Below are 24,952 nucleotides of genomic sequence, written 5' to 3' on the forward strand. Positions count from 1 at the left end.
CCGCAGCCGGCTAATCCGAAAGCCGCTCCAGCACGTCGCGTATCAGCCCTTGCAGCAGATCGAGCTTGTAGGCCGTCATCGGCAATGATTTGGCTCCCGAGGTCGCCGCTTTCGCCGCCGCTGCGATCGATGCCGCATCGGCAATCTGGCCATGAAGCGCGACTTCTGCGGCGGTGAGGCGAAGCGGCACGGGCGCGACTCCGCCGGCAGCGAGACGCACCAGCTGGAACTTGCCGCCTGTTATCACGACGCGGGCGCAGAGCTCCACCAGCGGCCATTCCGCATAGGTCCGGCTGATCGCGCGCTTGTAGGACGCGCGCTCACCCTCGAGCGGAGCCGGAAGCGCAATGCTCCTGATCATCTCGCCTGCTGCGAGCGTGTGATCGGCGTGCGCGACCGAGCCATCGCCGAGCAGATCCGCGATCGAGAGTCCGCTGCGCCGGTCCGTGGCGATGGTCGCATCAAAGGCGAGCAGGGCCGCGGCCATGGTGGAGGGATGCGGCGCGACGCACGGGCCGAGATCGAAGGCAACGCCATAGAGATGATTGCCCGACCGGGCAGGGCAGGTGGTGCCGCCTTTCTTCAGGCAATCGATGTCGGCCCGGCGGAAGTACCAGCAGCGCGACCGCTGCGCGAGATTGCCGCCAAGCGTTGCGACCTGGCGCACCTGGGGCGTGGCGAGACCTTGCGCGCTCGCCGCGATGCCGGGATAGGCAGCGGCGATGCGCGCGTCCGTTGCGATCGTGGCGATGGTGGTCAGCGCGCCGATCCGGGCTGCTCCGTTGGCGTCCCAGGTGATCGCCTTGTCGCCGCTGGCCGAGATATCGACCACCAATCCCTGCGACACGCCGCTGCGGCGGCGTTCGCTGAAATCGGTGCCTCCGGCGCGGAATTCAGGCGTGGGCCTGGCAGTCGGCCTGGCGGTCATGACGGCGACACTCATGCTGCATCCCTCCCCTTCAGCGCGGCCACCAGGCGATCGGGCCGGAACGGAATTTCGGTCAGTCTCACGCCGAGCGCATCGCGGATGGCGTTGGCGATCGCGGGCGAGGTCGGCACGGTGGCGACTTCGCCGATGCCGACGCTGCCACCGGGCACATGCTCGAAACCGGCCTCGTCGAAATGCACCTCCAGTTTCGGCATGTCGGCAATCCCCGGAATGCGGTAATCCTCCATGCTGCCGCTCAGGATGTGGCCGCTCAATGGATCAGTCTCCCGCGCCTCATAGAGTGCGTAGCCGATGCCCTGGATCACCGCGCCGGCGGCCTGGCTTCGCGCCAGCATCGGCGCGGCGAGCTTGCCGATCGAAAGGCCGGTATAGGCGTTGAGCACGCGCACATGGCCGAGCCAGGTGTCGACCTCGACTTCCATCACCTGCACCGAGCTCGGCACGCCGGCGCCGACCACCATGTGGTTCATCAGGCGCAGCACCCAACCGAACACCCGGCCCATGATGCCCGCCTCGTGCAGCGCGGGCCGGATGCCGGGCGGCGGCGTGCCGTCCTCCTGGCGTCTTGCCGACACGGCGATATCAGGGGAAGCCGCGATCATCTCGCGCCACGGCGCGTTCGAGCCCGGAGCGGGTGTGCGCGACGCGGTGCGCTTGATTTCCGCCTTCAGCTTGTCGATGGCGAGCAGGGTCGGCGGCACCACCGAGGCGGTGACGCGGCTGCCGCCGGAGCCCGGCCCTCGCGGCAGGTTGGAGCGGCCGATGCGAACCTCCACGTCCTGTGGCTCGAGATCGAACGCTTTCGCGACAGTGTTCGCGATCACGCTGCGCGTGCCCGTGCCGATATCCTGGACCGCGCAGCTTGCGACGATGCGGCCGCCCTTGACCGCGAGCTCGACCGAGGAGCCGGTCTGCCAGAGATAAAGCCAGTAGCCGGTGGCGACGCCGACGCCGCGCCGGTAGCGCCCTTCTTGCGCGGCGGCCGGCTTGCGGTTCTTCCAGACGTCGAGGCCGGCGGCCCAGTCGTACAATCGCTGGCGATTGGGATCGGGGTCCCAAAGCTTGCGCAAGCGGATCGGGTCGATCTTCATGCGCAGCGCGGCTTCATCAACCGCCTGCTCCAGCGCAAACGACATCGGCGGACCGCCGGGGCCGCGGAACGGCGCGCCGGGCGGCAAATTGCTCAGCACGTCGTAGTCGACGAGCTCTTTCGCGTCGGCCGGATAGATCAGCCGCGCCAAGCCCGCGATCAGCGAGTTCACGGCGGCGCCGGTATCGGCATGCGCGGTGAGCGACAGCGCCTTGAGGCGGCCTTCCGTCGAAGGCAGCAAGGACAGTTTCAGCTCGGCGGCAGGACGATAGCCGGCGACGGAAAGCTCCTCTTCGCGATCGAAGGCGACACGTACCGGCGCCTTCGCGGCGCGCGCGAGCTCGATCGCGGCGATGGTCTCGAGGCCAAGGCTGCCCTTGGAGCCGAAGCCGCCGCCGACATGATCGGCGATCACACGCACCTTGTCGTGCGGAAGGCCATAGCGCTTGGCGATCTTCTCCATGCTCTCGTGAATGGCCTGGGTCGAGATGTGCACGGTGAGCTGATCGCCGTCGAACCTGGCCACGGCGGCATGTGGTTCGAGGCTTGCGTGCTGTTGCGTCGAGACGCGGAAGGTTTCCTCGACCAGCAGCGGATTGCGTTGCGCCCGCGCTTCGTCAAGCCAGCTTTTGGCCTGCTTGGCTTTCTGCGAGAATGGCGCCGAAGGTCCGCGCACATTGCCCTTCCACGACACCGGAGCGCCGCCGGCGCCCTCGGACACGTTGCCGGCACGCTTGCGGTCCTTCTTGTCGAACACGATTGGCGCATCGTCGCGTCGCGCTGCATCGAGCCCGATCACCGCGGGGAAAGGCTCGGGCTTGAAGCTGATCGCGGCGATGGCCTGCAATGCGGTGCGGCGATCCCTGGCCGCGACGGCCGCAATCGGCGCGCCGACGAAGCGGACCATGTTGTCATCGTCGAGCAGCGGAACGACCGCGGCAACACCGGGAATAGTGCGTGCCGGCGCCAGGTCAAGGGAGGTGATCCTCGCATGCGCGACGTGCACCCGCAGGATGACGCCTTCGAGCTGGCCGTCATGGTGGATGTCGACGGTGTAGCGGGCCAGTCCCGTCACCTTGTCGCGGGCTTCCAGCCGCGGCGCGACGGGATCGTTGCCGTCGAAGCGGCCTGAACAAGCCTCCGCCACCGCGCGAAAAATGCCTTCATAGGCGCCGCAGCGGCAGAGATGTCCTGACAGCGCGGCGGCGATCTCCTCGCGCGAGGGCGTCGCCGTGCCCTTGGTGGCGCGCCAGCTGTCATGGAAGGCGGTGGCTTCGACGACAAAGCCCGGCGTGCAGAAGCCGCATTGCAGGGCGTCGTGCGCCATGAACGCCTTCTGCACCGGATGCAATCCGGTGCTGCCTATGCCCTCGATGGTGGTCAGCGCTTTGCCGGCGGCCGCCTGCGCCGGCAACAGGCAGCTCACGACGGGCACGCCGTCGAGCAGCACGGTGCAGGCGCCGCAGACGCCGGAGCCGCAGACGAGCTTGGTGCCGGTGAGGCCGCCATCGCGGATCACGTCGATCAAGAGCGCATCCGGATCGTCTGGCAGCACCAGAGGCCTTCCATTGATGGTCGTGGCGGTCATCTTCGAACTCCCGTTTTGCGCAGGGACTTCTTCGCTGACGGCGCCATCGCGCCAGCGATCAGCATGCGCAGCATGGTCTCGAGCTGTTTCAGGAACGCCTCGAGCGGCTGCATGGCAGGGAAAGCGGATTTGGTGCCGTGGATCGCCATCTCGACGCAGCGCGCCAGCTCGCGCACGCTGACGCCGCTTGCGAGGGTGAGCTTTCGCTTGCGGCAGACCCGCGCGATCGTGGTCGCGATCTCGTCGGCGAAACGGCTGGAATAGCTCTGGTAGAGGTCGCGCGCCTGCGCGAGATGCTCGGAAAACAGCTCCTCGGTGTGGGGCGAGTCCTTGAGCGAAGCGAGCAGCGACTGCATCCGCGCGCCGATCTGGGCGACCAGGATGTCGGCGAGCCCGAGGCCCGCTTCTTCCGCCGCCTTCGCGGCCGCGATTTCGGCAGCGAGCCCCTGCTCGTAGAGCCGCTCGAGCACGGCGCGAAACAGCGATTCCTTGGAGGCGAAGTGATGATAGAGCGCCTGCCGCGTCAGCCCGGCTTCCTCCGCCGCCTGCTCGATCGAGGAGCGGCGGAAGCCGTGGCGACGGAACACGCGCATGGCGGCGTCGAGGATGCGATCCTGGGGAGGGGCCTTGGCCTGCATTTTGTCAGATTTGACAAATGTGAAGGAACTGTCAAATCACGGATTGATGACGGTTGCATGCGCGCGAGAGCCGAGGCCTGGGTCCCGGTTCTGCGCCGCACCGCTTCGCGCTGCAGCGCGTCCGGGACAGGAGATTTCGGCGCGTCGCCGCCTCAAACTCTGTCATTGCCAGCGTAGCGAAGCAATCCAGGATCTTTCCACGCAGAGATTCTGGATTGCTTCGTCGCAAGTGCTCTTCGCAATGACGACGCGGAAGCTTCATCACCCAAAATGAAAACGGGCACGCCTTCCTGCGAAGGCATGCCCGTCAAAAATCTATTCGTGCGACGCTTGTCGCGCTCAGTGCACGCTCATCGCTTGCAGCTCGTTGCTCCAGGCGTTGGCGATTGCGGCTTCGCGGCTGTCGGTCAGCATGATCGGCGTGCCGTCGGCGGCGTGGAGCGCGAACAGCTTGAGGCCGGGCGCAATCTTCGGGGCTTCGGGGAACAGGCCGGGCACATCCTCGGAGCGGATCTGCTTCACATAGGCGATGTGACCTTCGCCGAGGTTTGCCAGCGTCTCGGGTGAGACGTTCCTGGCTTCGTATTCGAACGCAACGTGACCTTCACTCATGGTCTCGACTCCTTCACAGAACTAAGCGGTCGAGTCCGCTACTCGTTCCATTATTCGTGCTCATTGATAGCGATTGTCTTAACGATCCTCTCCGGTTCTGGCCGGGCCAGGTCGATCGACAACAACCCGTTCTTCAGATCCGCACCCAGCACCAGCATCCCCTCTGCCAGCACGAAGGTGCGCTGGAAGTGGCGCGCGGCGATGCCGCGATGGATGTATTGCCGGGTCTTGTCGTCCTGCTGCCGCCCGCGAATGACGAGCTGGTTTTCCTCAATGGTTACATCGAGTTGGTCGCGGGTGAAGCCGGCGACCGCCAGCGTGATGCGCAAACGCTCGGGCTGGCCGTCCGATCGGTCGCACCTCTCGATATTGTAGGGAGGATAGCCGTCGGCGCCTTTGACGACGCGATCGAGCACGCGCTCGATTTCGTCGAAGCCCAGAAGGAACGGACTGGAAAGCGTGGGAACACGAGACATAGTTTACAAAGTCCTCGCGGAAAGCGACTTTGGTGTTTCGGGGCCCCATCAAGGCACCCCTTGGTCAGCAATATGGGCATATCCCCGTGCGGGTTCAAGCACGTAGCAGGGGGGTGTGGATTCACTGCTTGCGCTGCCGCGCGGCGGTGCCGGTTTTCCGGACGATTCTCCCAATGAAAACAGAGCCCCTTCTACTGTGCATGGGGTTGTTTTCGACAGGTTAGGCCGGAACCGATCAGACCTCGATCCGCGTCCGTCCATCGCCACTGAAGAGATGGAGCTTGTTGCGGACTGCGGCGACACGGATCCTCGCGCCGATCGCGGGCGCCTCGGTTCCGGGAATGCGGACGATGACCTCGCCCGGCGGCAACTCGCCCGGCGTGGCGGCGACACGCTGCTCGTCCTGGGCGCGCGAGCCGTAGACGAAAGTCTCGGCGCCGACGCGCTCGATCGCGTCGACGGTCAGCGACAGCGCAACGCCGCCTGACGGCGTCTGGTCGGTGATGACGAGATCCTCGGGGCGGATGCCGAGGATGCCGGCCTCGCCTGCGGCGCCGCCGAGCTGCGACTTGATCTCGTCCTGGCGTGTCGACATCAGGTTCATCGGCGGCGCGCCGATGAAGGAGGCGACGAAGGTCGTCGCCGGCTTCTCGTAGATCGCCAAGGGATTGCCGACCTGCTCGACCTGGCCGCCGTTCATCACCACCAGAATGTCGGCGAGCGTCATCGCCTCGAGCTGGTCGTGGGTGACGTAGATCGAAGTGACGTTGAGCCGGCGCTGCAATTTGCGGATCTCGACGCGCATCGAGATGCGCAGCTTGGCATCGAGGTTCGACAGCGGCTCGTCGAACAGGAACACCTTGGGCTGGCGCACGATGGCGCGGCCCATCGCGACGCGCTGGCGCTGGCCGCCGGAGAGCTGGCGCGGCTTGCGCTCCAGCATGGCGGAGAGCTCGAGCACCCGCGCGGCTTCCTCGACGCGGGTCTTGATCTCGGCTTCCGGCATGCCGCGATTGCGCAGGCCGTAGGCCATGTTGTTGAACACGCTCATATGCGGATAGAGCGCGTAGTTCTGGAACACCATCGCGATGTCGCGATCGGCGGGCTCGATGCCGTTGACGACCTTGCCGCCGATGTCGATCTCGCCGCCGGTGACGGTCTCGAGGCCGGCGACCATGCGGAGCAGCGTGGACTTGCCGCAACCGCTTGGTCCGACCAGCACGCAGAACTGGCCGTCGCCGACATCGACGTTGACGCCCTTGATGGCCTCGAAGCCGCCGCTGTAGGTCTTGCGGACGTTGCGCAGGGTGACGTTGGCCATCTCTCTTTACTTCTCCGTCTCGACCAGGCCGCGCACGAACAATTTCTGCATGGCGACGACGACGAACACCGGCGGCAGCATGGCCAGCACGGCGGTCGCCATCACGATCGGCCATTCGGTCAGTGCATCGTTGGTGGTCATCATCTTGCGGATGCCGATCTGGATGGTCTGCATGTCGTCGCGCGTGGTGATGAGCAGCGGCCAGAGATATTGATTCCAGCCGAGAATGAAGAGGATCACGAACAGCGCCGCCATGTTGGTGCGCGACAGCGGCAGCAGCGTATCCCAGAAGAAGCGCAAGGGACCGGCGCCGTCGATGCGCGAGGCCTCCAGCAATTCATCCGGCACGGTCATGAAGAATTGGCGGAACAGCAGCGTCGCCGTCGCCGACGCGATCAGCGGCAGCGCCAGGCCCGCATAGCTGTCGAGCATGTGCAAATCGGCGACGATCTTGTAGGTCGGATAGATGCGCACCTCGACCGGCAGCATCAGGGTGATGAAGATGATCCAGAAGATCGCCATCCGGAACGGAAAGCGGAAATACACGATCGCATAGGCCGAGATGATCGAGATCGCGATCTTGCCGATCGCGATCGCCAGCGCCATCACCAGCGAATTGAACATCATGTTGCCGACGGGCTCGCGGGTCGAGCCGCTCGTGCCGACGAAAATCGTCTGGTAATAGACCTCGAAGAAATGGCCGCCCGGGAGCAGCGACATCTGGCCGTTGGCGATCAACGCGTTGTCCTGGGTCGACGCGACAAAGGCCACGTAGACCGGAAAGGCGACGATCGCGATCCCGATCCAGAGGATGATGTGGGCGACGTAACGCCTGAAGCCCTCTTGCTCGACCATCAGTAGGTCACCTTGCGTTCGACGAAGCGGAACTGGATTCCGGTGAGCACGATCACCATGATCATCAGGATCACCGATTGCGCCGCCGAGCTGCCGAGATTTCCGCCGATCAGACCGTCATTATAGACCTTGTAGACCAGCGTGACGGTCGAGGTGCCGGGGCCACCGCGGGTCATGGTGTCAATGATGCCGAAGGTGTCGAAGAAGGCGTAGACGATGTTGACGACCAGCAGGAAGAAGATGGTGGGCGACAGCAGCGGGAAGGTCACGGTCCAGAACCGCCGCATCGGGCGCGCGCCGTCGATCGCGGCGGCCTCGAGCACGCTTTTCGGAATGGCCGCGAGCCCTGCGAGGAAGAACAGGAAATTATAGGAGATCTGCTTCCAGGCGGCGGCGAGGATGACGAGTGTCGCGGCCTGGTTGCCGTCGAGCAGCGGATTCCATTCGATGCCGGCGGCGCGCAAATAGCGCGAGAGCACGCCGAGCGAGGGATGCAGCATGAACACCCAGAGCACGCCGACCACCGGCGGCGCCACCGCATAGGGCCAGATCAGCAGCGTGCGATACACCGCGCCGCCGCGCAAGGGCTTGTCCGCCATCACCGCGAGCAGCAGCGCGACCGAGAGCGAGGACGTCGCGATCGCGAACGAGAAGAAGAAGGTGCGGACGACGGTCTCGAAATAGGCGGGCTCGCTGAACAGCTCGAGATAATTCTCGAACCAGACGAAGCTCGTCGAGAGCCCGAACGCGTCCTGGAGCAGGAACGACTGGATCACGGCCTGCAAGGCCGGCCAGTAGAAGAAAATCAGGACGATCGCGAGTTGCGGGGCAACCAGCGCGTAAGGCAGCAGCTTTGATTGGAAAATCGCTTGCTTTTGCATGATGGGGTAGCGCGGGCGGGCCGCTGGTCGATGCGGCCCGCCGGCGCCTTCGCCTTATTTTACGGCGGTCTTCTCGAACTGGCGCAGCATGGTGTTGCCGCGCTCGACCGAGGCGTCGAGCGCCTGCTTGGCGGTCTTCTTGCCGGCGAGCGCCTGCTCGATCTCTTCCGCCCAGACGTCGCGCAGCTGGACCATGTTGCCGAGGCGCAAGCCGCGCGAATTCTCGGTCGGCTCCTTGTTGGTCAGCTCGAGCAGCGGGGTCTCGAGATAGGGCTGATCCTTGTAGAAGCCCTCGGCCTTGGCCTTCTCGTAGGCGGCCTTGGTGATCGGCAGATAGCCCGAGGCCTTGTGGATGTAGACTTGGCGATCGGTGTCCGACAGGAAGGTCAGGAATTTCGCGACGCCCTTGTACTCGTCGGCCGACTTGCCGCCCATCACCCAGAGCGAGGCACCGCCGATGATCGAGTTCTGCGGCGCGCCCTTGACGTCGGGATAGTAAGGCATCGGAACGGCGGTGAAGTTGAACTTGGCCTGCGCCTTGACGTTGCCGAAGAAGGCCGACGAGGTCAGGTAGATCGCGCACTCGCCCGAGGTGAAGCGGCCTTCGCCCTGGTTGGTGCGGCCGGCGTAGTCGTAGGTCTTGTCCTTCTGCAGCTCGACCAGTTTCTCGAGATGCTTCTCCTGCAGCGGTGCGTTGAACTCGAGCTTGGTGTCGAAGCCGTCAAGGCCGTTCGCCTTGCTGGCGAGCGGCACGTTGTGCCAGGCGGAGAGCTGCTCGAGATTGACCCAGGTGACCCAGGAGTTGGAGAAGCCGCAGGTCGGATGGCCGTTGTCGTGCAGCTTCTTGGCGACCTCGAACACTTCGGGCCAGGTCTTCGGGATCTCGGCATTGACCTTCTTCAGCTCGTCGAGATTGACCCACATGACTGTCGACGACGAGTTGAACGGGAAGGACAGCATCTCGCCCTTCGAGGTCGAGTAGTAGCCGGTGATCGCGGACAGATAGGCCTTCGGATCGAACTTCTCGCCGGCGTCGGCCATCAGCTTGTAGACCGGCTTCACGGCGCCGGTCGCGGCCATCATGGTCGCGGTGCCGACCTCGAACACCTGCATGATATGCGGCGCATTGCCGGCGCGGAACGCGGCGATGCCGGCGTTCATGGTGTCGGGATAGCTGCCCTTGTAGGTCGGGATGACCTTGTAGTCGCTCTGCGCCGCGTTGAAGTCGTTGGCGAGCTTGACGATGACGTCGTTGTTCGCACCGGTCATCGCGTGCCACCACTGGATTTCAGTCACGGCCAGCGCCGGCGAAGCCGTCATGCCGACCGCGATTGCGACAGCGGCAGCCGCCCCAAAAAATCGAAGAGCCATCAAGAAACCTCCCTCAGCCGTCAATAAAGAAGCGCTTGCGCTAGCAGCGCCAGATGACGTTCACATGACTGTGTAAGCGGCCGAAACGAAAGCGGCAAGCGCCGGAAAAGGGAAGTCGTCAAATAGGCGAACGCGCCGCGCAACGGCGGGCGTTCGCGGTGCACACCAATGCCCGCGCCGCACTGCGGCATCACGCGTCGGATGCGGCAGTTGGGCCTAGCGCTTGCGCTCGGGCCCGCAGACCACGCCGCTCTCGACCATCGCGTCGATCTCCGACCTTGAGTAGCCGAACTCGCCCAGCACCTCCTGGGAGTGCTGGCTGAACTTCGGCGGCAGCCGGCGCAGGCTCGGNCTTGCTGCGATCGAGCCGGATCGGCGAAGCCACTCCCTTGTACCAGTCCTTCTCGATGACATCGCCGCGGGCGACGGTGTGCGGATTGGTCAGCGCCTGGTCGATCTTCTGCACGGGACCTGCGGGCAGGCCCGCGGCGAGCAGGCGATTGCATAGCGGCTCGGCCTCGTGCTGGCTGAACACCGCGGCGAGCTCGGCGCGCAGCGCCTCGCGATTGGCGATGCGGTCCTTGTTGCGGGCAAAGCGCGGGTCGGTGCCGAGCTCGGGCTTGCCGATCTCCTTGGCGAGCTTGCGGAAGGTGCCGTCATTGCCGACGCCGATGAAGATGTTGTCGGTCTTGGTCGGGAAGATCGCGTACGGCACGAGGTTCGGGTGCTCGTTGCCGGTGAGGCCAGGCGGCTTGCCATGCATGAAATAATTCGCGGTGTGGGGATGCATGATGGCAAGGCCGGTCTCGTACAGCGTCGTCTCCAGGAACTGGCCCTTGCCGGAGCGTTGCCGCTCGGACAGCGCCATCAGGATGCCGATCGCCGCGTAGAGGCCTGTGGTGATGTCGACCAGGGGCACGCCGATCCGCATCGGGCCGCTCTCGGGCGATCCGGTCGCCGCGATCATTCCGGTCATGGCCTGGATGATGGCGTCATAGCCGGGATTGCCACCGCGCGGGCCGTCGGCGCCGAAGCCGCAGATCCGGCAATGCACGAGGCGCGGAAATTTCTGGGCGAGCACATCGTTGCCGATGCCCCATTTCTCCAGCGTGCCCGGCTTGAAATTCTCGATCAGGACGTCGGCCGTCTCCAGCATCTTGAGCAGCACGAGGCGGCCGCCTTCGGAGGCGAGGTCGAGACCGATCGAGCGCTTGTTTCTGTTGATGCCGATGAAATAGGCCGCGTCGTCGTCGTGGAAGGGAGGACCCCAGTCGCGCACCTCGTCGCCCGCGGGCGGCTCGACCTTGATCACGTCGGCGCCGTGGTCGGCGAGGATCTGGGTGCAATAGGGGCCACCAAGCACGCGCGTGAGATCGATGACGCGCAGTCCGCTCATTGCGCCTGTGTCAGTCATGCCTTGCTTCCCTGTGTCGATATTGATCACAGGCCTAGCGAGGTTCGAACGCGCCAGCAATGGCCTGTCGCGTGGGGGCGTATGCGTCGCCGCGCAATCCCGCAGCGTGGGAAATCTCGCGGAAGCGGCCGGCCCGAGAGGGATCCCGGGCCAGCCATTCACCGTCGGGATCAGACGACGGCCAAGCGAACGTCGACATTACCGCGCGTCGCGTTGGAGTAAGGGCACACCTGGTGCGCCTTCTCGACCAGCGCTTCGGCGTCCGCACGGGACAGGCCCGGCAGCGAGACGGCGAGATCAATGTCGAGGCCGAAGCCGCCGGCCGAGCGCGGGCCGATGCCGACCGTCGAGGTCACGGAGGCGTCGGCGGGAACCTTCGGGCCGCCCTGCGAGGCCACGAACTTCATGGCGCCGATAAAGCAGGCGGCATAGCCGGCCGCAAACAGCTGCTCGGGATTGTTGCCGGCGCCGCCGCCGCCGCCGAGTTCCTTCGGCGTGGTCAGCTTGACGTCGAGCGCGCCGTCGAGGGTCGCAGCATGGCCGTCACGGCCGCCGGTGGCTTTCGCGCTGGTCTTGTAAAGGACGTTCACGGACATTTTCGTCTCCCTAAGGGGCTTCGGTTGGGGTGCGGTCTGTATTGCAAACAATTAGATTGTGCGCAATTGAAATCCGCATGCCTCACATTTAATTGTTCGCAATTGAATGTAGGCCCGCCCGGTCCCACAATGCGGGCCAGTCTCAAGAGATTCTCTATGGCCCGGAAATCAGCGACCCTCGATCCGCAACGCCTCGACAACCAGATCTGCTTCGCGGTCTATTCGGCCGCGCACGCCTTCAACCGCGTCTACAAGCCGCTGCTGGACCGGCTCGGCCTGACCTATCCGCAATATCTTGTCATGCTGGTGCTGTGGGAGCGCGATGACGTGCCGGTGAAGGATATCGGCGAAAAGCTGTTTCTGGATTCAGGCACGCTGACGCCGCTCCTGAAGCGGCTCGAGGCCGCGCACCTCGTCAAGCGCACGCGCTCGAGCGAGGACGAGCGCCAGGTCCTGATCGCCCTGACCCCGCAGGGCCATGCGCTGAAGGAGAAAGCGCGCAGCGTGCCGCAATCGATCCTCGCGGCGTCGGATTGCACGGTGTCGGAGCTGGTCGCGATGAAAGACGAGATTGTCGCGCTGAGGGATCGGTTGAATGCGGTGATTGGGGAGTAGGCCCGCGAACGCGCACGGTCAGAAATGCTTCTTGGCGAACGCGCGACCAGAGCCAGATTTCAGATATCGCTCGAATGCGGCAGCTCGTGCAGCGTCGTCGAAAGCGAAATACGTGCGAATTCGCCAAGGGCCGTATTTTGACGTGTGCGGCACCTCGCCGGCATTGTGTTTTGCCAGGCGCGCCCGCAGATCATCCGTGATGCCGACATAGAAGTGCTCGGAATCGAGACTTTTCGAGGATATAGACGTATTTCAATCTGCTTCCTCCCCACAGGGTAGGATAGCAGATCTGAGACACGTTTAGGATGTTGTTGGCGATAGGGCAGACAGCGTGGATATCAGCCCCAGTCCGCCGTCGCCCTTCGGGCTATGGCGGGACAGCCTTCGCTCGCTTCGCTACGAGGGACTTCCTCAGGCTTGCCCAGCCGAAGCTCGCGAAGCGAGCGAAGGCTGGTGGAGCCAGGCGGGATCGAACCGCCGACCTCTTGCATGCCATGCAAGCGCTCTCCCAGCTGAGCTATGGCCCCTTAACCCTTGGGATGATCCTGGGGGATCACTCCCGACCGGCGAGCCTTCCGACTCGCGCGGTGCACCCTTTTTCACAGATCAGGACTGATCTCAAGTCTCTTCATCGCCCCCGACATCACCAATGATGTCGGTCACGTCCTCATCGCCCTCTTCTTCGTCGGCAATGAAGGTCGAATCATCGTCATCGTCGTCGTCGAGGGTCTCGTCGACCTCGATATCGTCCTCGGATTCGGGCACGACGGCCTTGACCTTGCCGGTGTTCTCCTCGGCATCGGCCTCCTCGAGCGAGACCAACTCTTCGTTCTCGGCCGGCTCCGGCGCGGTGTCCGCAGCTGCAGCGTGGCGGGCCTCGGCCCCGCGGGTGCCGCGGGCGGGCGCCACAGGCGCGATCGGCACAACCTCGCCGGTATAGGGCGAGATCACCGGATTCTTGTTGAGGTCATAGAACTTCTTGCCCGTGGTCGGGCAAATACGTTTGGTTCCGAGTTCGGACTTGGCCACGGCAGAGGAATCCTGGGATGTCTGAAAAGCGGTGTTTCACTTGGCTAGTTGGCGGCCCGCTGTCAATAGCGCATTACGGGAGAAAGACATGCTCGTGACGGCGGGGGGGCCATGTGGTAGGTGCCCGCCAGCCTCCGAGGCGCAGCCAAGGACACAATCTTGACCCATTCCGACAAGCCGACACCCCTGAAGTCGAGCCCAAGCGGTCCCCTGACCGGAAAAGTACGGGTACCCGGAGACAAGTCGATCTCCCACCGTGCCCTCATCCTGGGCGCGCTGGCAGTTGGAGAGACCCGCATTACGGGCCTGCTCGAGGGCGAGGACGTCCTCAACACCGCCAAGTCCATGCAGGCCCTCGGCGCGAAGGTCGAGCGCACCGGCGACTTCGCCTGGAAAGTGAATGGCGTGGGTGTCGGCGGCTTTGCCCAGCCCAAGGCGGCGCTGGATTTCGGCAACTCCGGCACCGGTTGCCGGCTGGTCATGGGCGCCGTTGCCGGCTGCCCGATCTCGGCTGACTTCGACGGCGATGCCTCGCTGCGCAGCCGCCCGATGCGCCGGATCCTCGATCCGCTCGAAAAGATGGGCGCCAAGGTCGTCTCTGGCGGCGAGGGCGGCCGCCTGCCCTTGACCATCCAGGGCGCGCGCGATCCGCTGCCGATCACCTACAAGACCCCGGTCGCCTCCGCTCAGATCAAGTCGGCGGTGCTGCTGGCCGGACTCGCCGCGCCGGGCACCACCACCGTGATCGAGAGCGAGGCCAGCCGCGACCACACCGAGCTGATGCTGAAGCATTTCGGCGCCGACATCACCTCGGTCGCCGAGGGAGCTCACGGCCGCCGCATCACGCTGGTCGGCCAGCCCGAGCTGCATGGCGCGACCGTCATCGTGCCCGCCGATCCCTCGTCTGCAGCTTTTCCTGTCGTCGCGGCACTGATCGTCGAAGGCTCCGACATCGTTCTGTCCGACGTGATGACCAATCCGCTGCGCACCGGCCTGTTCACGACGCTGCGTGAAATGGGCGCGTCGATCGAGGAAAGCGAAATGCGCGGTGATGCCGGCGAGCCGATGGCACGCCTGCGCGTGCGCGCCTCAAAGCTGCGCGGCGTCGAGGTGCCGCCGGGGCGCGCGCCCTCGATGATCGACGAGTATCTGGTGCTGGCCGTGGCGGCGTCGTTTGCCGAAGGCACCACCATCATGCGGGGCCTGCAGGAGCTGCGCGTCAAGGAATCCGACCGGCTCGAGGCCACCGCCGCGATGCTCCGCGTCAACGGCGTCAAGGTCGAGGTCTCCGGCGACGACCTGATCGTCGAGGGGCGCGGCCATGTGCCCGGCGGCGGGACTGTCGCCACCCATATGGATCACCGCATCGCGATGTCTGCGCTGGTGATGGGCTGCGCCTCCGACCAGCCGGTGATCGTCGACGACACCGCCTTCATCGCCACGAGTTTCCCTGACTTCATTCCGATGATGCGTTCCCTTGGGGCCGAGTTTTCATGATTATCGCCATCGATGGTCCCGCGGCCTCGGGCAAAGGCACGCTCGGCAAGCGCCTCGCCCATCATTATGGCTATCGTCACCTCGATACCGGCGTGATCTACCGCGCGGTGGCCTATGCCCTGATGCAGTCCGGCACCGATCTCCACGACGAGGCCGCGGCGGTGCAGGCCGCTTTGGAACTCGATCCCGAAAAGTTCGGCAATCCCGCCCTGAAGACCCAGGAGGCCGGTGAGGGCGCCTCGATCGTCTCGGCGATCCCCAAAGTCCGTGAGGTCCTGGTCAATTTCCAGCGGCAATTCGCCGCCGACCCGCCCGGGGCGGTGCTGGACGGAAGGGACATTGGAACCGTGATCTGCCCCCATGCCGACGTGAAAATCTTCGTCGTGGCCGACCCCAGGGTCCGCGCTCGCCGGCGCACCATGGAGGCCAGGGCGCGGGGCGAGGACGCGGACGAGGCGGCCGTGCTCGCCGACATCATCCGGCGCGACGAACGGGACAAGAACCGGCCGATTGCGCCTTTAAAACCGGCCCCGGATGCTTACTTGCTAGATAACTCCCAACTGGATATAGAAGGCGGCGTCCGGGCCGCCATCGACATTATCGAGGCTGTCCGAGCGGGCCGGTCGCGGGGTTAAGCCGCAGCCGTCATTGGAGGAAGTGCCCGCTCCCGCTCTTTGAGGTCGATACTCTCGGTCCCTGTTTGGGGATCGACGCGATCCAGGCTCCGGACACAACGATTTCCACGTATCGAACGCGCGGGCCTCTGCCGGCCCGCTTCCGCTGTTTCGGTTTCAGGCCGGAGCAGCGAGCGGTCGCTCGAAGGTCTTGCGGGCCTTCCGACACTGCGCGCGCGATACGCCCATGAACCCAACGGCCGGCAAGACATCCGCAACTGGAGAACAAATGGCTTCGACTTCCGCTGATACCTATAGCCCGTCGCGTGACGATTTCGCCGCGATGCTCGACGAGTCCTTCGCGGGTGGCAACCTGCAGGAGAGCTCGGTCGTCAAGGGCAAGGTGGTTGCAATTGAAAAGGACATGGCCGTCATCGACGTCGGCCTGAAGACCGAAGGCCGCGTTGCGCTGCGCGAATTTTCCGGCCCCGGCCGTGACAGCGAAATCAAGGTTGGCGACGAGGTGGAAGTGTTCCTCGATCGCATCGAGAACGCCCTCGGCGAGGCCGTGCTGTCGCGCGACAAGGCGCGCCGCGAAGAGAGCTGGGGCAAGCTGGAGAAGGCGTTCCAGAACAACGAGAAGGTCACGGGCGTCATCTTCAACCAGGTCAAGGGCGGCTTCACCGTCGACCTCGACGGTGCCGTTGCCTTCCTGCCGCGTTCGCAGGTCGACATCCGTCCGATCCGCGACGTTGCGCCGCTGATGAACAACGCGCAGCCGTTCCAGATCCTCAAGATGGACCGCCGCCGCGGCAACATCGTCGTCTCCCGCCGCACGGTGCTCGAAGAGACCCGCGCCGAGCAGCGTCAGGAGCTGGTGCAGAACCTCGAAGAGGGTCAGGTCATCGACGGCGTAGTCAAGAACATCACCGATTACGGTGCGTTCGTTGATCTCGGCGGCATCGACGGCCTGCTGCACGTCACCGACATCGCGTGGCGCCGCGTCAACCACCCGACCGAGGTGCTCTCGATCGGCCAGACCGTGAAGGTCAAGATCATCAAGATCAACCACGAGACGCACCGCATCTCGCTGGGCATGAAGCAGCTGCTGGACGATCCGTGGCAGGGCATCGAAGCCAAGTACCCGCTGGGTGCCCGCTTCACCGGCCGCGTCACCAACATCACCGACTACGGTGCGTTCGTCGAGCTCGAGCCGGGCATCGAAGGCCTGATCCACGTCTCCGAGATGTCGTGGACCAAGAAGAACATGCACCCGGGCAAGATCGTGTCGACCTCGCAGGAAGTCGACGTGCAGGTGCTGGAAGTGGATTCCGTCAAGCGCCGTATCTCGCTCGGCCTCAAGCAGACCATGCGCAACCCGTGGGAGGTCTTCGTCGAAGGTCACCCGACCGGTTCGGTGGTCGAGGGCGAGGTCAAGAACAAGACCGAGTTCGGTCTGTTCCTGGGCCTCGAGGGCGACGTCGACGGCATGGTCCACCTCTCCGACCTCGACTGGAAGCTTCCGGGCGAGCAGGTGATCGACAACTACAAGAAGGGCGACATGGTGAAGGCCGTGGTGCTCGATGTGGACGTCGAGAAGGAGCGCATCTCGCTCGGCATCAAGCAGCTCGAAGGCGACCCCTTCGCCGAGCCGGGCGATGTCAAGAAGGGCGCGGTCGTGACCTGCGAAGTGCTCGAAGTGAAGGAGAGCGGTATCGAGGTGAAGATCGCCGGGACCGACTTCTCGACCTTCATCAAGCGCTCGGAGCTCGCGCGTGACCGCAACGACCAGCGCGCCGAACGCTTCGCGGTCGGCGAGAAGGTCGATGCCCGCGTGATCCAGTTCGACAAGAAGGCCCGCAAGGTCCAGGTGTCGATCAAGGCGCTCGAGGTCGCCGAAGAGAAGGAAGCCATCGCGCAGTACGGCTCGTCGGATTCGGGTGCGACGCTCGGCGACATCCTGGGCACCGCGCTCAAGAACCGCGACAGCAAGTAAGCGAAACGCTGGTTTCGCTGACATCGAAGCCCCGGCTCTGGCCGGGGCTTTTTTGTTGGTGCCCGTAGCCCGGATGGAGCACAGCGAAATCCGGGACAGTCTTCCGTGCGGCAGAACCCGGATTACGCTGCGCTGCATCCGGGCTACGCAGCCACAGCCTTGTTTTCTTCAAATTGCGCCGCAATTGATGTATCCAGGCGAGCTGAGGGTCACAATGTGACCGTACAATGCCAGCGGCCTTTCATTTGGAGATATCTCGATGTCGCTCGATTCGGACATCATCGTCGATCGCCGCAAGATCCGCCGCAAGCTGACGTTCTGGCGCGTGGTGGCCGCGCTGATCGCGATCGCCGCGATCGCGGGCTTTGCGCTGATCGCAACGCCCGGTGCGCGCGGCAGCTTCGTCTCCGCCGGCTCCATCGCGCGTGTGCAGATCGAGGGCCTGATCCGCAGCGATGCCGAGCGCACGCGGGCGCTGGAGCGGCTGGAGAATTCGCAGGCCGCCGCCGTGATCGTTCACGTCAACTCGCCCGGCGGCACCACCGCCGGCTCCGAGCAGCTCTATGATTCCTTGATGCGCCTGAAGGCGAAGAAGCCGCTGGTCGTGGTGGTCGAGGGCCTTGCGGCCTCCGGCGGCTACATCACCGCGATCGCGAGCGACCACATCATCGCCCAGCAGAGCTCGCTGGTCGGCTCGATTGGGGTGCTGTTCCAGTTCCCCAACGTCGCCGAGCTCCTGAAGACCATCGGCGTCAAGGTCGAGGAGGTAAAATCCACGCCGCTCAAGGCCGCGCCCAACGGCTTTGAGCCGACCAGCCCGGAAGCGCGCGCCGCACTGGATGCGCTGGTGAAGGATTCCTATGCCTGGTTCAAGGATCTGGTGAAGCAGCGCCGTGGCATGGATGACACGCAGCTCGAAAAAGTCGTCGATGGCCGTGTCTTCACCGGCCGCCAGGCCATCGATCTCAAGCTGATTGATCAGCTCGGCGACGAGAAGACCGCGGTCACCTGGCTGGAGGAACAGAAAGGCGTCAAGAAGGGTCTTTCCGTGCGCGATTACAAGCTCGAGCCGCGCTTTGGCGACCTGACCCTCTTCAAGACGGCGGCCTCAGTGACCCTGGAAGCGCTTGGATTCAGCGCGATTGCGCATCAAATCGAGCAAACCGGCGTCGTGCAGGCGGTTGATCGTGCCGGGCTGGATGGAATGCTGGCGCTGTGGCAGCCGGCCGCGTCGAATTGAGCTGAAACTGACGGAACCGCGCGAGCTCCAGACCCTTTTCCCGTCCGGCGGGTGGCTTTGCAGCCCGCTTTTTCGGCAAATGTCACGCACTTTCACGACGCCTACCCTTCATTTAGCGTCTTGACAGATCAAGGCATTTTCACGGAAATGGTCATCCGCACGCTTCCGGGTCCTATCTCTCGATGATCAAATCCGAACTTGTTCAGCGTATCGCCGAGCACAACCCGCATCTGTACCAGCGGGATGTCGAGAACATTGTGAATGCGATTCTCGAAGAGATCGTAGCGGCACTCGCGCGCGGTGACCGCGTCGAGCTGCGCGGCTTCGGCGCTTTCTCGGTCAAGCATCGCCCCGCCCGCGCCGGTCGCAATCCGCGCACCGGCGCGCATGTCCCCGTCGATCAGAAGAGCGTTCCGTTCTTCAAGACCGGCAAGGAAATGCGCGAGCGGCTTAACCGCGACCATCCCGATCCAGGCGCGCCCGATTAGGTCTGTCGTCCGGGTTTGGCCGAACCGCCGTTTGATGCGGCGGCAGGTGATTCAAGGCGAGCGACACGCGATGCGAAAGTTTCTGACCTGGCTGTTCGTGACTCCGCTGGTCCTGATCCTGGTGACCTTTGCGGCCGCCAACCGGCATGAGGTCACCGTCTCCTTCGATCCCTTCATGGCGAAGGATCCGGCGCTGTCGCGCGACATTCCGTTGTTCCTGCTGCTGATCCTGACGGCTGCCTTGGGCGTCGTGGTCGGCGGCTGCGCGGTCTGGTTCGGCCAGCGGCACTGGCGCCGCGCCGCACGCCGGCATGAGGCGGATGCCCGGGCCGCGCGGGGCGAATTGGCCGGGCTGCGGGCTCAGGCGGCAGCGGCCAAGCCCGAGGCCCAGCGCCTCCCGGTGCCCTCAGGAGTGGGCCTTTACGGGCCTATCGGGCGAGACAAGCAGCGCGCGACGTTGTAGAAGCGGCCCGAACTGAAAAGCCCGTTTCCCGGCCGCCGCTTGCGGCCTCCAACTGCTTTGAGGCCATGTCCCTGCTCGTCAAGATCTGCGGCCTGTCCACGCGCGAGACGCTTCAAACGGCGCTCGACGCGGGCGCCGACATGGTGGGGTTCGTGTTCTTTCCGCCCTCGCCGCGGCACGTCTCGTTGGAGACGGGACGCGATCTCGGCCGGCAGGTGAAAAAGCGCGCGCTGAAAGTGGCGCTCACGGTCGATGCCGACGATGCCACGCTCGACAACATCATGGACGCGCTGTCGCCTGACATCTTCCAGCTCCACGGCCAGGAGAGCGTGGCGCGGTTGCGTGACATCAAGCAGAGGTTCGGCCGCCCGGTGATGAAGGCGGTGCCGGTCGCGGCCGCGGCCGATCTCGCGGTGCTGCCAGGTTACGCCGCGGTCGCCGACCGCATCCTGTTCGACGCCCGTGCGCCGAAGGACGCCACAAGGCCTGGCGGCCTGGGGGAGCCGTTCGACTGGCACCTGCTCGAAAATCTCGATCTCAAGCTGCCCTATATGGTCTCGGGCGGGCTTCACGCCGGCAATGTTGTCGAAGCCCTGCGCGTCACCGGCGCCGGCGGCGTCGACGTGTCCTCCGGCGTCGAGAGCGCTCCCGGCGTGAAAGATCCTGAAATGATCGAGGCCTTCATTCGCGCCGCGCGCGCCACTCAAGAGTTGAGCGTTCGATGACCATCGCCAAACCAAATTCCTATCGCAGCGGGCCCGACGAGCGCGGCCATTTCGGCATTTTCGGCGGACGCTTCGTCGCCGAAACCCTGATGCCGCTGATCCTCGATCTGGAGAAGGCCTACACCGCGGCCAAGGCCGATCCGGCCTTCCAGGCCGAGATGAACGGCTATCTCAAGAACTATGTCGGCCGGCCCTCGCCGTTGTATTTTGCCGAGCGTCTCACCGAACATCTCGGCGGCGCCAAGATTTACCTCAAGCGCGAAGAGCTCAACCACACCGGCTCGCACAAGGTGAACAACGTGCTCGGCCAGATCATGCTGGCGCGGCGCATGGGCAAGAAGCGCATCATCGCCGAGACCGGTGCCGGACAGCACGGTGTCGCCACCGCGACGCTGTGCGCGCGCTTCGGCCTCGAATGCGTCGTCTATATGGGCGCCGTCGACGTCGAACGGCAGCAGCCCAACGTGATCCGCATGGAGATGCTGGGCGCAAAGGTGTTCCCGGTGCAGTCGGGCACGCGCACGCTGAAGGACGCCATGAACGAGGCCCTGCGCGATTGGGTCACCAACGTGCACAACACCTTCTATTGCATCGGCACGGTGGCGGGCCCGCATCCCTATCCGACGCTGGTGCGCGACTTCCAGTCGATCATCGGTGTCGAGACCAAGACGCAGATGCAGGAGGTCGAGGGACGCCTGCCGGATTCGCTGGTCGCCTGCATCGGCGGCGGCTCCAATGCGATGGGCCTGTTCCATCCGTTCCTCGACGATCCCAGCGTCGAGATCTTCGGCGTCGAAGCCGCAGGCCACGGCCTCACGCAGCTGCATGCGGCCTCGATCGCGGGCGGCCGCCCCGGCGTGCTCCACGGCAACCGCACTTATCTCCTGATGGATGCCGACGGCCAGATCCAGGACGCGCATTCGATCTCGGCCGGCCTCGACTATCCTGGCATCGGCCCCGAGCATTCCTGGCTGCACGAGGTCGGCCGCGTCAATTATCTCTCCGCGACCGATGACGAAGCGCTTGCCGCGTTCCAGCTGCTCTCCAGGCTCGAAGGCATCATCCCCGCGCTCGAGCCCGCCCACGCCATCGCCAAGGTGATGGAGCTCGCGCCGCAGCGGCCGAAAGACCACCTGATGGTCGTCAATCTCTCCGGCCGCGGCGACAAGGACGTCCCGCAGGTCGGCGACATCCTGAAGGGCAAGAGCAAGTGACCACGCGTATCGACACCCGTTTTGCCGAGCTGAAGAAGCAGGGCCGCTCGGCCTTTGTCACCTATGTGATGGCCGGCGATCCTGATCCGGCGACGTCGCTCGAGATCGTCAAGGCGCTGCCCAAGGCCGGCGCCGAAATCATCGAGCTCGGCATTCCCTTCACCGATCCGATGGCGGATGGGCCCTCGATCCAGGCGGCAGGTCTGCGCGCGCTCAAGGTCGGCATGACCTTGAAGAAGACGCTGGAGCTGGTGCGCGACTTCCGCAAGGATGACAATGCCACGCCGCTGGTGCTGATGGGCTATTACAATCCGATCTACATTTACGGCGTCGACAAGTTCCTGGCTGATGCCAAGGCTGCAGGCGTCGACGGCCTCATCATCGTCGATCTGCCGCCGGAGGAAGACGACGAGCTCTGCATTCCCGCGCTGAAGGCGGGCCTCAACTTCATTCGCCTGGCGACCCCGACTACCGACGACAAGCGCCTGCCCGCGGTGCTCGCGAACACGTCAGGCTTTGTCTATTACGTCTCGATCGCCGGCATCACCGGTGCAGCGGCGGCGGATGCGAATGTCGTCGGAGACGCCGTCGCGCGCATCAAGCGGCATACTAAGCTGCCGATCTGCGTCGGTTTTGGCATCCGGACGCCGGAGGCGGCGCGCGCCATCGCCGAGAAGGCCGATGGTTCGGTGGTCGGCACCGCCTTGGTCGACGCGCTCAGGAACAGCCTCGATGCGGAAGGGCGGGCGACCGCCAAAACCGTTGACGCCGTGGCCGAGCTGACCGCGGCCCTGGCCCGGGGCGTCAAGGGCGCCAAACAAGCGGCCGAATAGGCCATAATTCCGCTTTTGCGGTGGATGACACGGCGGCTTGCCGGGCAACGGCCCGGCCGCCATATATCCTTTCAGGCGATTCCCAGCGGGATCGCACATCGGAGCAAACCATGAACTGGCTTACCAATGTGGTCCGGCCGAAGATCCGCAACATGCTGCGGCGGGAGACGCCGGAGAATCTCTGGATCAAGTGCCCGGATTCCGGACAGCTCGTGTTCTACAAGGACGTCGAGGCCAACCAGTTCGTCATCCCCGGCTCGAACTATCACATGCGCATGGGCGCGGTGGCGCGGCTGAAGTCGATCTTCGACAACGAGACCTGGTTCGACGTCGCCCTGCCCGAGGTGACGGCCGATCCGCTCAAGTTCCGCGACGAGAAGAAGTATGTCGACCGCATCAAGGATGCGCGGGCGCGCACCAATCTGAACGATGCGATCAAGGTCGGCTACGGCAAGCTCGAAGGCGCCGGCGTCGTCGTCGCCGTGCAGGATTTCGATTTCATGGGCGGCTCGCTGGGCATGGCCGCGGGCGAAGCCATCGTCCGCGGGCTCGAGCTTGCGGTCGAGAAGAAGTCGCCCTTCATCGTCTTCGCCGCATCCGGCGGCGCGCGCATGCAGGAGGGCATCTTGTCGCTGATGCAGATGCCGCGCACCACCGTCGCGGTGCAGATGCTGCGCGAAGCCAAGCTGCCCTACATCGTGGTGCTGACCAATCCGACCACCGGCGGCGTCACTGCGTCCTACGCGATGCTCGGCGACGTCCAGATCGCCGAGCCCGGTGCGCTGATCGGCTTTGCCGGCGCGCGCGTGATCGAGCAGACCATTCGCGAAAAGCTGCCGGAGGGTTTCCAGCGCGCCGAATATCTGAAAGAGCACGGCATGGTCGACATGGTCGTGCATCGCCATGAGCTGCGTCCGACCCTGGCGCGGCTGTGCCGCCTGCTGACCAAGGCGCCCGCGCAGGAGAACGTGTCCAAGCCGACGCAGCCCGTCGCTAGCCCGGCGCAGATCGTATCGGCTGCTGAGACGGCGCCGGCTGCGCCCCACGCGTGAACGCGTCCCCCGACAGCACAAAAGCGTCGCTCGATGCATTGATCGGGCGGCTGTCGGCCCTGCACCAGAAGCGCATCGATCTCGGGCTCGAGCGGATGCACCGTCTGCTCGAGCGGCTCGATCATCCCGAACGCAAGCTGCCGCCGGTGATCCATGTCGCCGGCACCAACGGCAAAGGCTCGACGGTGGCCTACCTGCGCGCGACGCTGGAGGCAGCCAGCCTGCGCGTCCACGCCTACACCTCGCCCTATCTCGTCCGCATCAACGAATGTTTCCGCCTTGGCCGCCTCGGCGGTGGCGTGCTCGTCACCGACGACGAATTGCTTGCTGCGCTGGAACAGGTCGAGCGCGTCAATGCCGGCGAGCCCGCGACAGTCTTCGAGCTGAAGACCGCGGCGGCATTCCTGCTGTTCGCGCAAAATCCTGCCGATGCGGTGCTGCTCGAAGTCGGCCTGGGCGGCCGGCTCGATTCGACCAACGTGGTCGATACGCCCGCTGCCTGCGTGATCACGCCTGTCAGCATGGACCACATGGATTTCCTAGGGTCGACCCTGGCGTCGATCGCCGCCGAGAAGGCCGCCATCATCAAACGCGGCGTGCCGGTGGTTTGCGCCGAGCAGACGGGCGAGGCGATGGCTGTGATCGAGGCGCAGGCCAGGCAGATGCGCGCGCCGCTGTTTGCCGCGAACGAAAGCTGGCACGTCAATGTCGAGCATGGGCGCCTGGTCTATTCCGACGAGCGTGGCCTGATGGATCTCGCCGCGCCGCGCTTGTTCGGCCGTCATCAGTTCGACAATGCCGGCCTTGCCATCGCGACACTGCGCGCGATTTCGACCTTCAAGGTCAACCAGGCGGCATTCGAGGCCGGCATCGTCGCTGCCGAGTGGCCGGCGCGAATGCAGCGGCTCACCTCGGGCGAGTTGCTGGCTCTCGGGCCGCAAGGCGGCGAGATCTGGCTCGACGGCGGCCACAATGCCGACGGCGGCCGCGTCGCCGCCGCCGCGCTCGGCGATCTCGAAGAACGCGTGTCGCGGCCGCTCGTCGTCATCGCGGGCATGATGGCGAACAAGGACGCGAAGGCGTTTCTGGCCAATTTCGCAGGGCTCACCCGTCATATCATCGCGGTGCCGATCCCTGATACCGAGCATGCGATGCCGGTCGACCATCTTGCGGACGCCGTCCGCAGCCTCGGCATGCGCGTCGAGACCGCCCCCGGCGTCGAGGCCGCCCTGCGTTCCCTGACGAAGCTCGCCTACGAGGTACCGCCGCGCATCCTGATCACGGGCTCGCTCTATCTCGCCGGCCACGTGCTCGGCCTCAACGGCACGCCTCCTGCATGAGAGCCACGTAGCCCGGATCGAGCGAAGCGCAATCCGGGACATTTCGCCAAGCAGT

General features: G+C 64.8%; 23 protein-coding genes, 1 tRNA gene and 3 pseudogenes. 12 read left to right on the plus strand and 15 right to left on the minus strand.

What is annotated here, in order from left to right; translation table 11 throughout:
• Nucleotides 1-10: 10 nt before the first annotated feature.
• The 12 genes and pseudogenes from AOQ71_RS24540 to AOQ71_RS24590 all read right to left on the minus strand — a co-directional run bounded on the left by AOQ71_RS24540 (nucleotide 11) and on the right by AOQ71_RS24590 (nucleotide 11,791).
• On the minus strand, nucleotides 11-943 hold the full coding sequence (locus AOQ71_RS24540; protein WP_057752242.1) for an FAD binding domain-containing protein: 933 nt from the start codon (nucleotides 941-943) through the stop codon (nucleotides 11-13).
• Nucleotides 940-3,627, minus strand: a complete 2,688-nt coding sequence (locus AOQ71_RS24545; protein ID WP_057752245.1) for a molybdopterin-dependent oxidoreductase — start codon at nucleotides 3,625-3,627, stop codon at nucleotides 940-942. The genes AOQ71_RS24540 and AOQ71_RS24545 overlap by 4 nt, the downstream gene beginning before the upstream one ends.
• Entirely contained in the window at nucleotides 3,624-4,265 is a 642-nt protein-coding gene (locus AOQ71_RS24550; RefSeq protein ID WP_057752248.1) for a TetR/AcrR family transcriptional regulator, read from the minus strand. The genes AOQ71_RS24545 and AOQ71_RS24550 overlap by 4 nt, the downstream gene beginning before the upstream one ends.
• A gap of 339 nt (nucleotides 4,266-4,604) precedes the next feature.
• Nucleotides 4,605-4,877: a BQ00720 family protein gene (locus tag AOQ71_RS24555; RefSeq protein WP_057752251.1), complete on the minus strand. Its 273-nt coding sequence runs from the start codon at nucleotides 4,875-4,877 to the stop codon at nucleotides 4,605-4,607.
• Nucleotides 4,878-4,927: 50 nt separating this feature from the next.
• A complete protein-coding gene (locus AOQ71_RS24560) occupies nucleotides 4,928-5,353 on the minus strand; it encodes an Hsp20 family protein (RefSeq protein WP_011083554.1) in 426 nt (141 codons plus the stop codon).
• Nucleotides 5,354-5,588: 235 nt separating this feature from the next.
• On the minus strand, nucleotides 5,589-6,674 hold the full coding sequence (locus AOQ71_RS24565; protein ID WP_057752254.1) for a sn-glycerol-3-phosphate import ATP-binding protein UgpC: 1,086 nt from the start codon (nucleotides 6,672-6,674) through the stop codon (nucleotides 5,589-5,591).
• A gap of 6 nt (nucleotides 6,675-6,680) precedes the next feature.
• Complete coding sequence (ugpE, locus tag AOQ71_RS24570) at nucleotides 6,681-7,529, minus strand: sn-glycerol-3-phosphate ABC transporter permease UgpE (protein WP_057752257.1); 849 nt, start codon at nucleotides 7,527-7,529, stop codon at nucleotides 6,681-6,683.
• Complete coding sequence (ugpA, locus tag AOQ71_RS24575) at nucleotides 7,529-8,410, minus strand: sn-glycerol-3-phosphate ABC transporter permease UgpA (protein ID WP_057752260.1); 882 nt, start codon at nucleotides 8,408-8,410, stop codon at nucleotides 7,529-7,531. Before ugpA ends, ugpE begins: the two co-directional genes overlap by 1 nt.
• A gap of 54 nt (nucleotides 8,411-8,464) precedes the next feature.
• Complete coding sequence (gene ugpB / locus AOQ71_RS24580; RefSeq protein ID WP_057752261.1) at nucleotides 8,465-9,781, minus strand: sn-glycerol-3-phosphate ABC transporter substrate-binding protein UgpB; 1,317 nt, start codon at nucleotides 9,779-9,781, stop codon at nucleotides 8,465-8,467.
• 216 nt (nucleotides 9,782-9,997) lie between these two features.
• Nucleotides 9,998-10,132 (minus strand): annotated as a pseudogene (locus AOQ71_RS48385) (CoA transferase); the annotation flags it as partial.
• A 1-nt stretch (nucleotide 10,133) separates the two neighbouring features.
• Nucleotides 10,134-11,177 (minus strand): annotated as a pseudogene (locus AOQ71_RS24585) (CaiB/BaiF CoA transferase family protein); the annotation flags it as partial.
• A 188-nt stretch (nucleotides 11,178-11,365) separates the two neighbouring features.
• Nucleotides 11,366-11,791: an organic hydroperoxide resistance protein gene (locus tag AOQ71_RS24590; protein WP_057752264.1), complete on the minus strand. Its 426-nt coding sequence runs from the start codon at nucleotides 11,789-11,791 to the stop codon at nucleotides 11,366-11,368.
• 156 nt (nucleotides 11,792-11,947) lie between these two features.
• Between AOQ71_RS24590 and AOQ71_RS24595 the strand changes: the two genes are divergently transcribed.
• Nucleotides 11,948-12,406: a MarR family winged helix-turn-helix transcriptional regulator gene (locus AOQ71_RS24595; protein WP_057752267.1), complete on the plus strand. Its 459-nt coding sequence runs from the start codon at nucleotides 11,948-11,950 to the stop codon at nucleotides 12,404-12,406.
• Nucleotides 12,407-12,424: 18 nt separating this feature from the next.
• Here the strand turns inward: AOQ71_RS24595 and AOQ71_RS43830 are convergent.
• The 3 genes and pseudogenes from AOQ71_RS43830 to AOQ71_RS24605 form a co-directional block, all read right to left on the minus strand.
• Nucleotides 12,425-12,662, minus strand: a pseudogene (locus AOQ71_RS43830) (GIY-YIG nuclease family protein).
• Nucleotides 12,663-12,857: 195 nt separating this feature from the next.
• Nucleotides 12,858-12,933 (minus strand) — tRNA-Ala (locus AOQ71_RS24600).
• Nucleotides 12,934-13,024: 91 nt separating this feature from the next.
• Complete coding sequence (locus tag AOQ71_RS24605) at nucleotides 13,025-13,435, minus strand: TIGR02300 family protein (RefSeq protein ID WP_057752270.1); 411 nt, start codon at nucleotides 13,433-13,435, stop codon at nucleotides 13,025-13,027.
• 159 nt (nucleotides 13,436-13,594) lie between these two features.
• Here AOQ71_RS24605 and aroA point away from each other — a divergent pair, with 159 nt between their 5' ends.
• From aroA to AOQ71_RS24660, 11 genes are all read left to right on the plus strand, one after another.
• Complete coding sequence (gene aroA / locus AOQ71_RS24610; protein WP_057752375.1) at nucleotides 13,595-14,932, plus strand: 3-phosphoshikimate 1-carboxyvinyltransferase; 1,338 nt, start codon at nucleotides 13,595-13,597, stop codon at nucleotides 14,930-14,932.
• On the plus strand, nucleotides 14,929-15,567 hold the full coding sequence (gene cmk / locus AOQ71_RS24615) for a (d)CMP kinase (RefSeq protein ID WP_057752273.1): 639 nt from the start codon (nucleotides 14,929-14,931) through the stop codon (nucleotides 15,565-15,567). The genes aroA and cmk overlap by 4 nt, the downstream gene beginning before the upstream one ends.
• Before the next feature lie 268 nt (nucleotides 15,568-15,835).
• Nucleotides 15,836-17,542, plus strand: coding sequence for a 30S ribosomal protein S1 (gene rpsA / locus AOQ71_RS24620; RefSeq protein WP_057752276.1), 1,707 nt, complete (start codon nucleotides 15,836-15,838; stop codon nucleotides 17,540-17,542).
• A 259-nt stretch (nucleotides 17,543-17,801) separates the two neighbouring features.
• Nucleotides 17,802-18,782 carry a signal peptide peptidase SppA gene (sppA, locus tag AOQ71_RS24625; protein WP_057752279.1) on the plus strand — a complete coding sequence of 327 codons (981 nt, stop codon included), beginning with the start codon at nucleotides 17,802-17,804 and terminating at the stop codon, nucleotides 18,780-18,782.
• Between the two features lie 182 nt (nucleotides 18,783-18,964).
• Nucleotides 18,965-19,270: an integration host factor subunit beta gene (locus AOQ71_RS24630; protein ID WP_007598410.1), complete on the plus strand. Its 306-nt coding sequence runs from the start codon at nucleotides 18,965-18,967 to the stop codon at nucleotides 19,268-19,270.
• 70 nt (nucleotides 19,271-19,340) lie between these two features.
• Nucleotides 19,341-19,733: a lipopolysaccharide assembly protein LapA domain-containing protein gene (locus AOQ71_RS24635; protein ID WP_057752378.1), complete on the plus strand. Its 393-nt coding sequence runs from the start codon at nucleotides 19,341-19,343 to the stop codon at nucleotides 19,731-19,733.
• Nucleotides 19,734-19,798: 65 nt separating this feature from the next.
• Entirely contained in the window at nucleotides 19,799-20,458 is a 660-nt protein-coding gene (locus tag AOQ71_RS24640; RefSeq protein ID WP_057752282.1) for a phosphoribosylanthranilate isomerase, read from the plus strand.
• Nucleotides 20,455-21,672 carry a tryptophan synthase subunit beta gene (gene trpB / locus AOQ71_RS24645; protein WP_057752285.1) on the plus strand — a complete coding sequence of 406 codons (1,218 nt, stop codon included), beginning with the start codon at nucleotides 20,455-20,457 and terminating at the stop codon, nucleotides 21,670-21,672. The genes AOQ71_RS24640 and trpB overlap by 4 nt, the downstream gene beginning before the upstream one ends.
• Nucleotides 21,669-22,505, plus strand: coding sequence for a tryptophan synthase subunit alpha (gene trpA / locus AOQ71_RS24650; protein ID WP_057752288.1), 837 nt, complete (start codon nucleotides 21,669-21,671; stop codon nucleotides 22,503-22,505). The genes trpB and trpA overlap by 4 nt, the downstream gene beginning before the upstream one ends.
• 110 nt (nucleotides 22,506-22,615) lie before the next feature.
• Complete coding sequence (gene accD / locus AOQ71_RS24655; RefSeq protein ID WP_057752290.1) at nucleotides 22,616-23,557, plus strand: acetyl-CoA carboxylase, carboxyltransferase subunit beta; 942 nt, start codon at nucleotides 22,616-22,618, stop codon at nucleotides 23,555-23,557.
• Entirely contained in the window at nucleotides 23,554-24,897 is a 1,344-nt protein-coding gene (locus AOQ71_RS24660; protein ID WP_057752293.1) for a bifunctional folylpolyglutamate synthase/dihydrofolate synthase, read from the plus strand. The genes accD and AOQ71_RS24660 overlap by 4 nt, the downstream gene beginning before the upstream one ends.
• The last annotated feature ends 55 nt before the right edge of the window (nucleotides 24,898-24,952 follow it).

Source organism: Bradyrhizobium manausense (assembly GCF_001440035.1).
Taxonomy (GTDB): domain Bacteria; phylum Pseudomonadota; class Alphaproteobacteria; order Rhizobiales; family Xanthobacteraceae; genus Bradyrhizobium; species Bradyrhizobium manausense.

What these genes read in the sequence shown, in the direction of transcription:
- AOQ71_RS24540 (WP_057752242.1), bottom strand. Translation starts at nt 943, where the DNA reads ATGAGTGTCGCCGTCATGACCGCCAGGCCGACTGCCAGGCCCACGCCT.
- AOQ71_RS24545 (WP_057752245.1), bottom strand. Translation starts at nt 3,627, where the DNA reads ATGACCGCCACGACCATCAATGGAAGGCCTCTGGTGCTGCCAGACGAT.
- AOQ71_RS24550 (WP_057752248.1), bottom strand. Translation starts at nt 4,265, where the DNA reads ATGCAGGCCAAGGCCCCTCCCCAGGATCGCATCCTCGACGCCGCCATG.
- AOQ71_RS24555 (WP_057752251.1), bottom strand. Translation starts at nt 4,877, where the DNA reads ATGAGTGAAGGTCACGTTGCGTTCGAATACGAAGCCAGGAACGTCTCA.
- AOQ71_RS24560 (WP_011083554.1), bottom strand. Translation starts at nt 5,353, where the DNA reads ATGTCTCGTGTTCCCACGCTTTCCAGTCCGTTCCTTCTGGGCTTCGAC.
- AOQ71_RS24565 (WP_057752254.1), bottom strand. Translation starts at nt 6,674, where the DNA reads ATGGCCAACGTCACCCTGCGCAACGTCCGCAAGACCTACAGCGGCGGC.
- ugpE (WP_057752257.1), bottom strand. Translation starts at nt 7,529, where the DNA reads ATGGTCGAGCAAGAGGGCTTCAGGCGTTACGTCGCCCACATCATCCTC.
- ugpA (WP_057752260.1), bottom strand. Translation starts at nt 8,410, where the DNA reads ATGCAAAAGCAAGCGATTTTCCAATCAAAGCTGCTGCCTTACGCGCTG.
- ugpB (WP_057752261.1), bottom strand. Translation starts at nt 9,781, where the DNA reads ATGGCTCTTCGATTTTTTGGGGCGGCTGCCGCTGTCGCAATCGCGGTC.
- AOQ71_RS24590 (WP_057752264.1), bottom strand. Translation starts at nt 11,791, where the DNA reads ATGTCCGTGAACGTCCTTTACAAGACCAGCGCGAAAGCCACCGGCGGC.
- AOQ71_RS24595 (WP_057752267.1), top strand. Translation starts at nt 11,948, where the DNA reads ATGGCCCGGAAATCAGCGACCCTCGATCCGCAACGCCTCGACAACCAG.
- cmk (WP_057752273.1), top strand. Translation starts at nt 14,929, where the DNA reads ATGATTATCGCCATCGATGGTCCCGCGGCCTCGGGCAAAGGCACGCTC.
- rpsA (WP_057752276.1), top strand. Translation starts at nt 15,836, where the DNA reads ATGGCTTCGACTTCCGCTGATACCTATAGCCCGTCGCGTGACGATTTC.
- sppA (WP_057752279.1), top strand. Translation starts at nt 17,802, where the DNA reads ATGTCGCTCGATTCGGACATCATCGTCGATCGCCGCAAGATCCGCCGC.
- AOQ71_RS24630 (WP_007598410.1), top strand. Translation starts at nt 18,965, where the DNA reads ATGATCAAATCCGAACTTGTTCAGCGTATCGCCGAGCACAACCCGCAT.
- AOQ71_RS24635 (WP_057752378.1), top strand. Translation starts at nt 19,341, where the DNA reads ATGCGAAAGTTTCTGACCTGGCTGTTCGTGACTCCGCTGGTCCTGATC.
- AOQ71_RS24640 (WP_057752282.1), top strand. Translation starts at nt 19,799, where the DNA reads ATGTCCCTGCTCGTCAAGATCTGCGGCCTGTCCACGCGCGAGACGCTT.
- trpB (WP_057752285.1), top strand. Translation starts at nt 20,455, where the DNA reads ATGACCATCGCCAAACCAAATTCCTATCGCAGCGGGCCCGACGAGCGC.
- accD (WP_057752290.1), top strand. Translation starts at nt 22,616, where the DNA reads ATGAACTGGCTTACCAATGTGGTCCGGCCGAAGATCCGCAACATGCTG.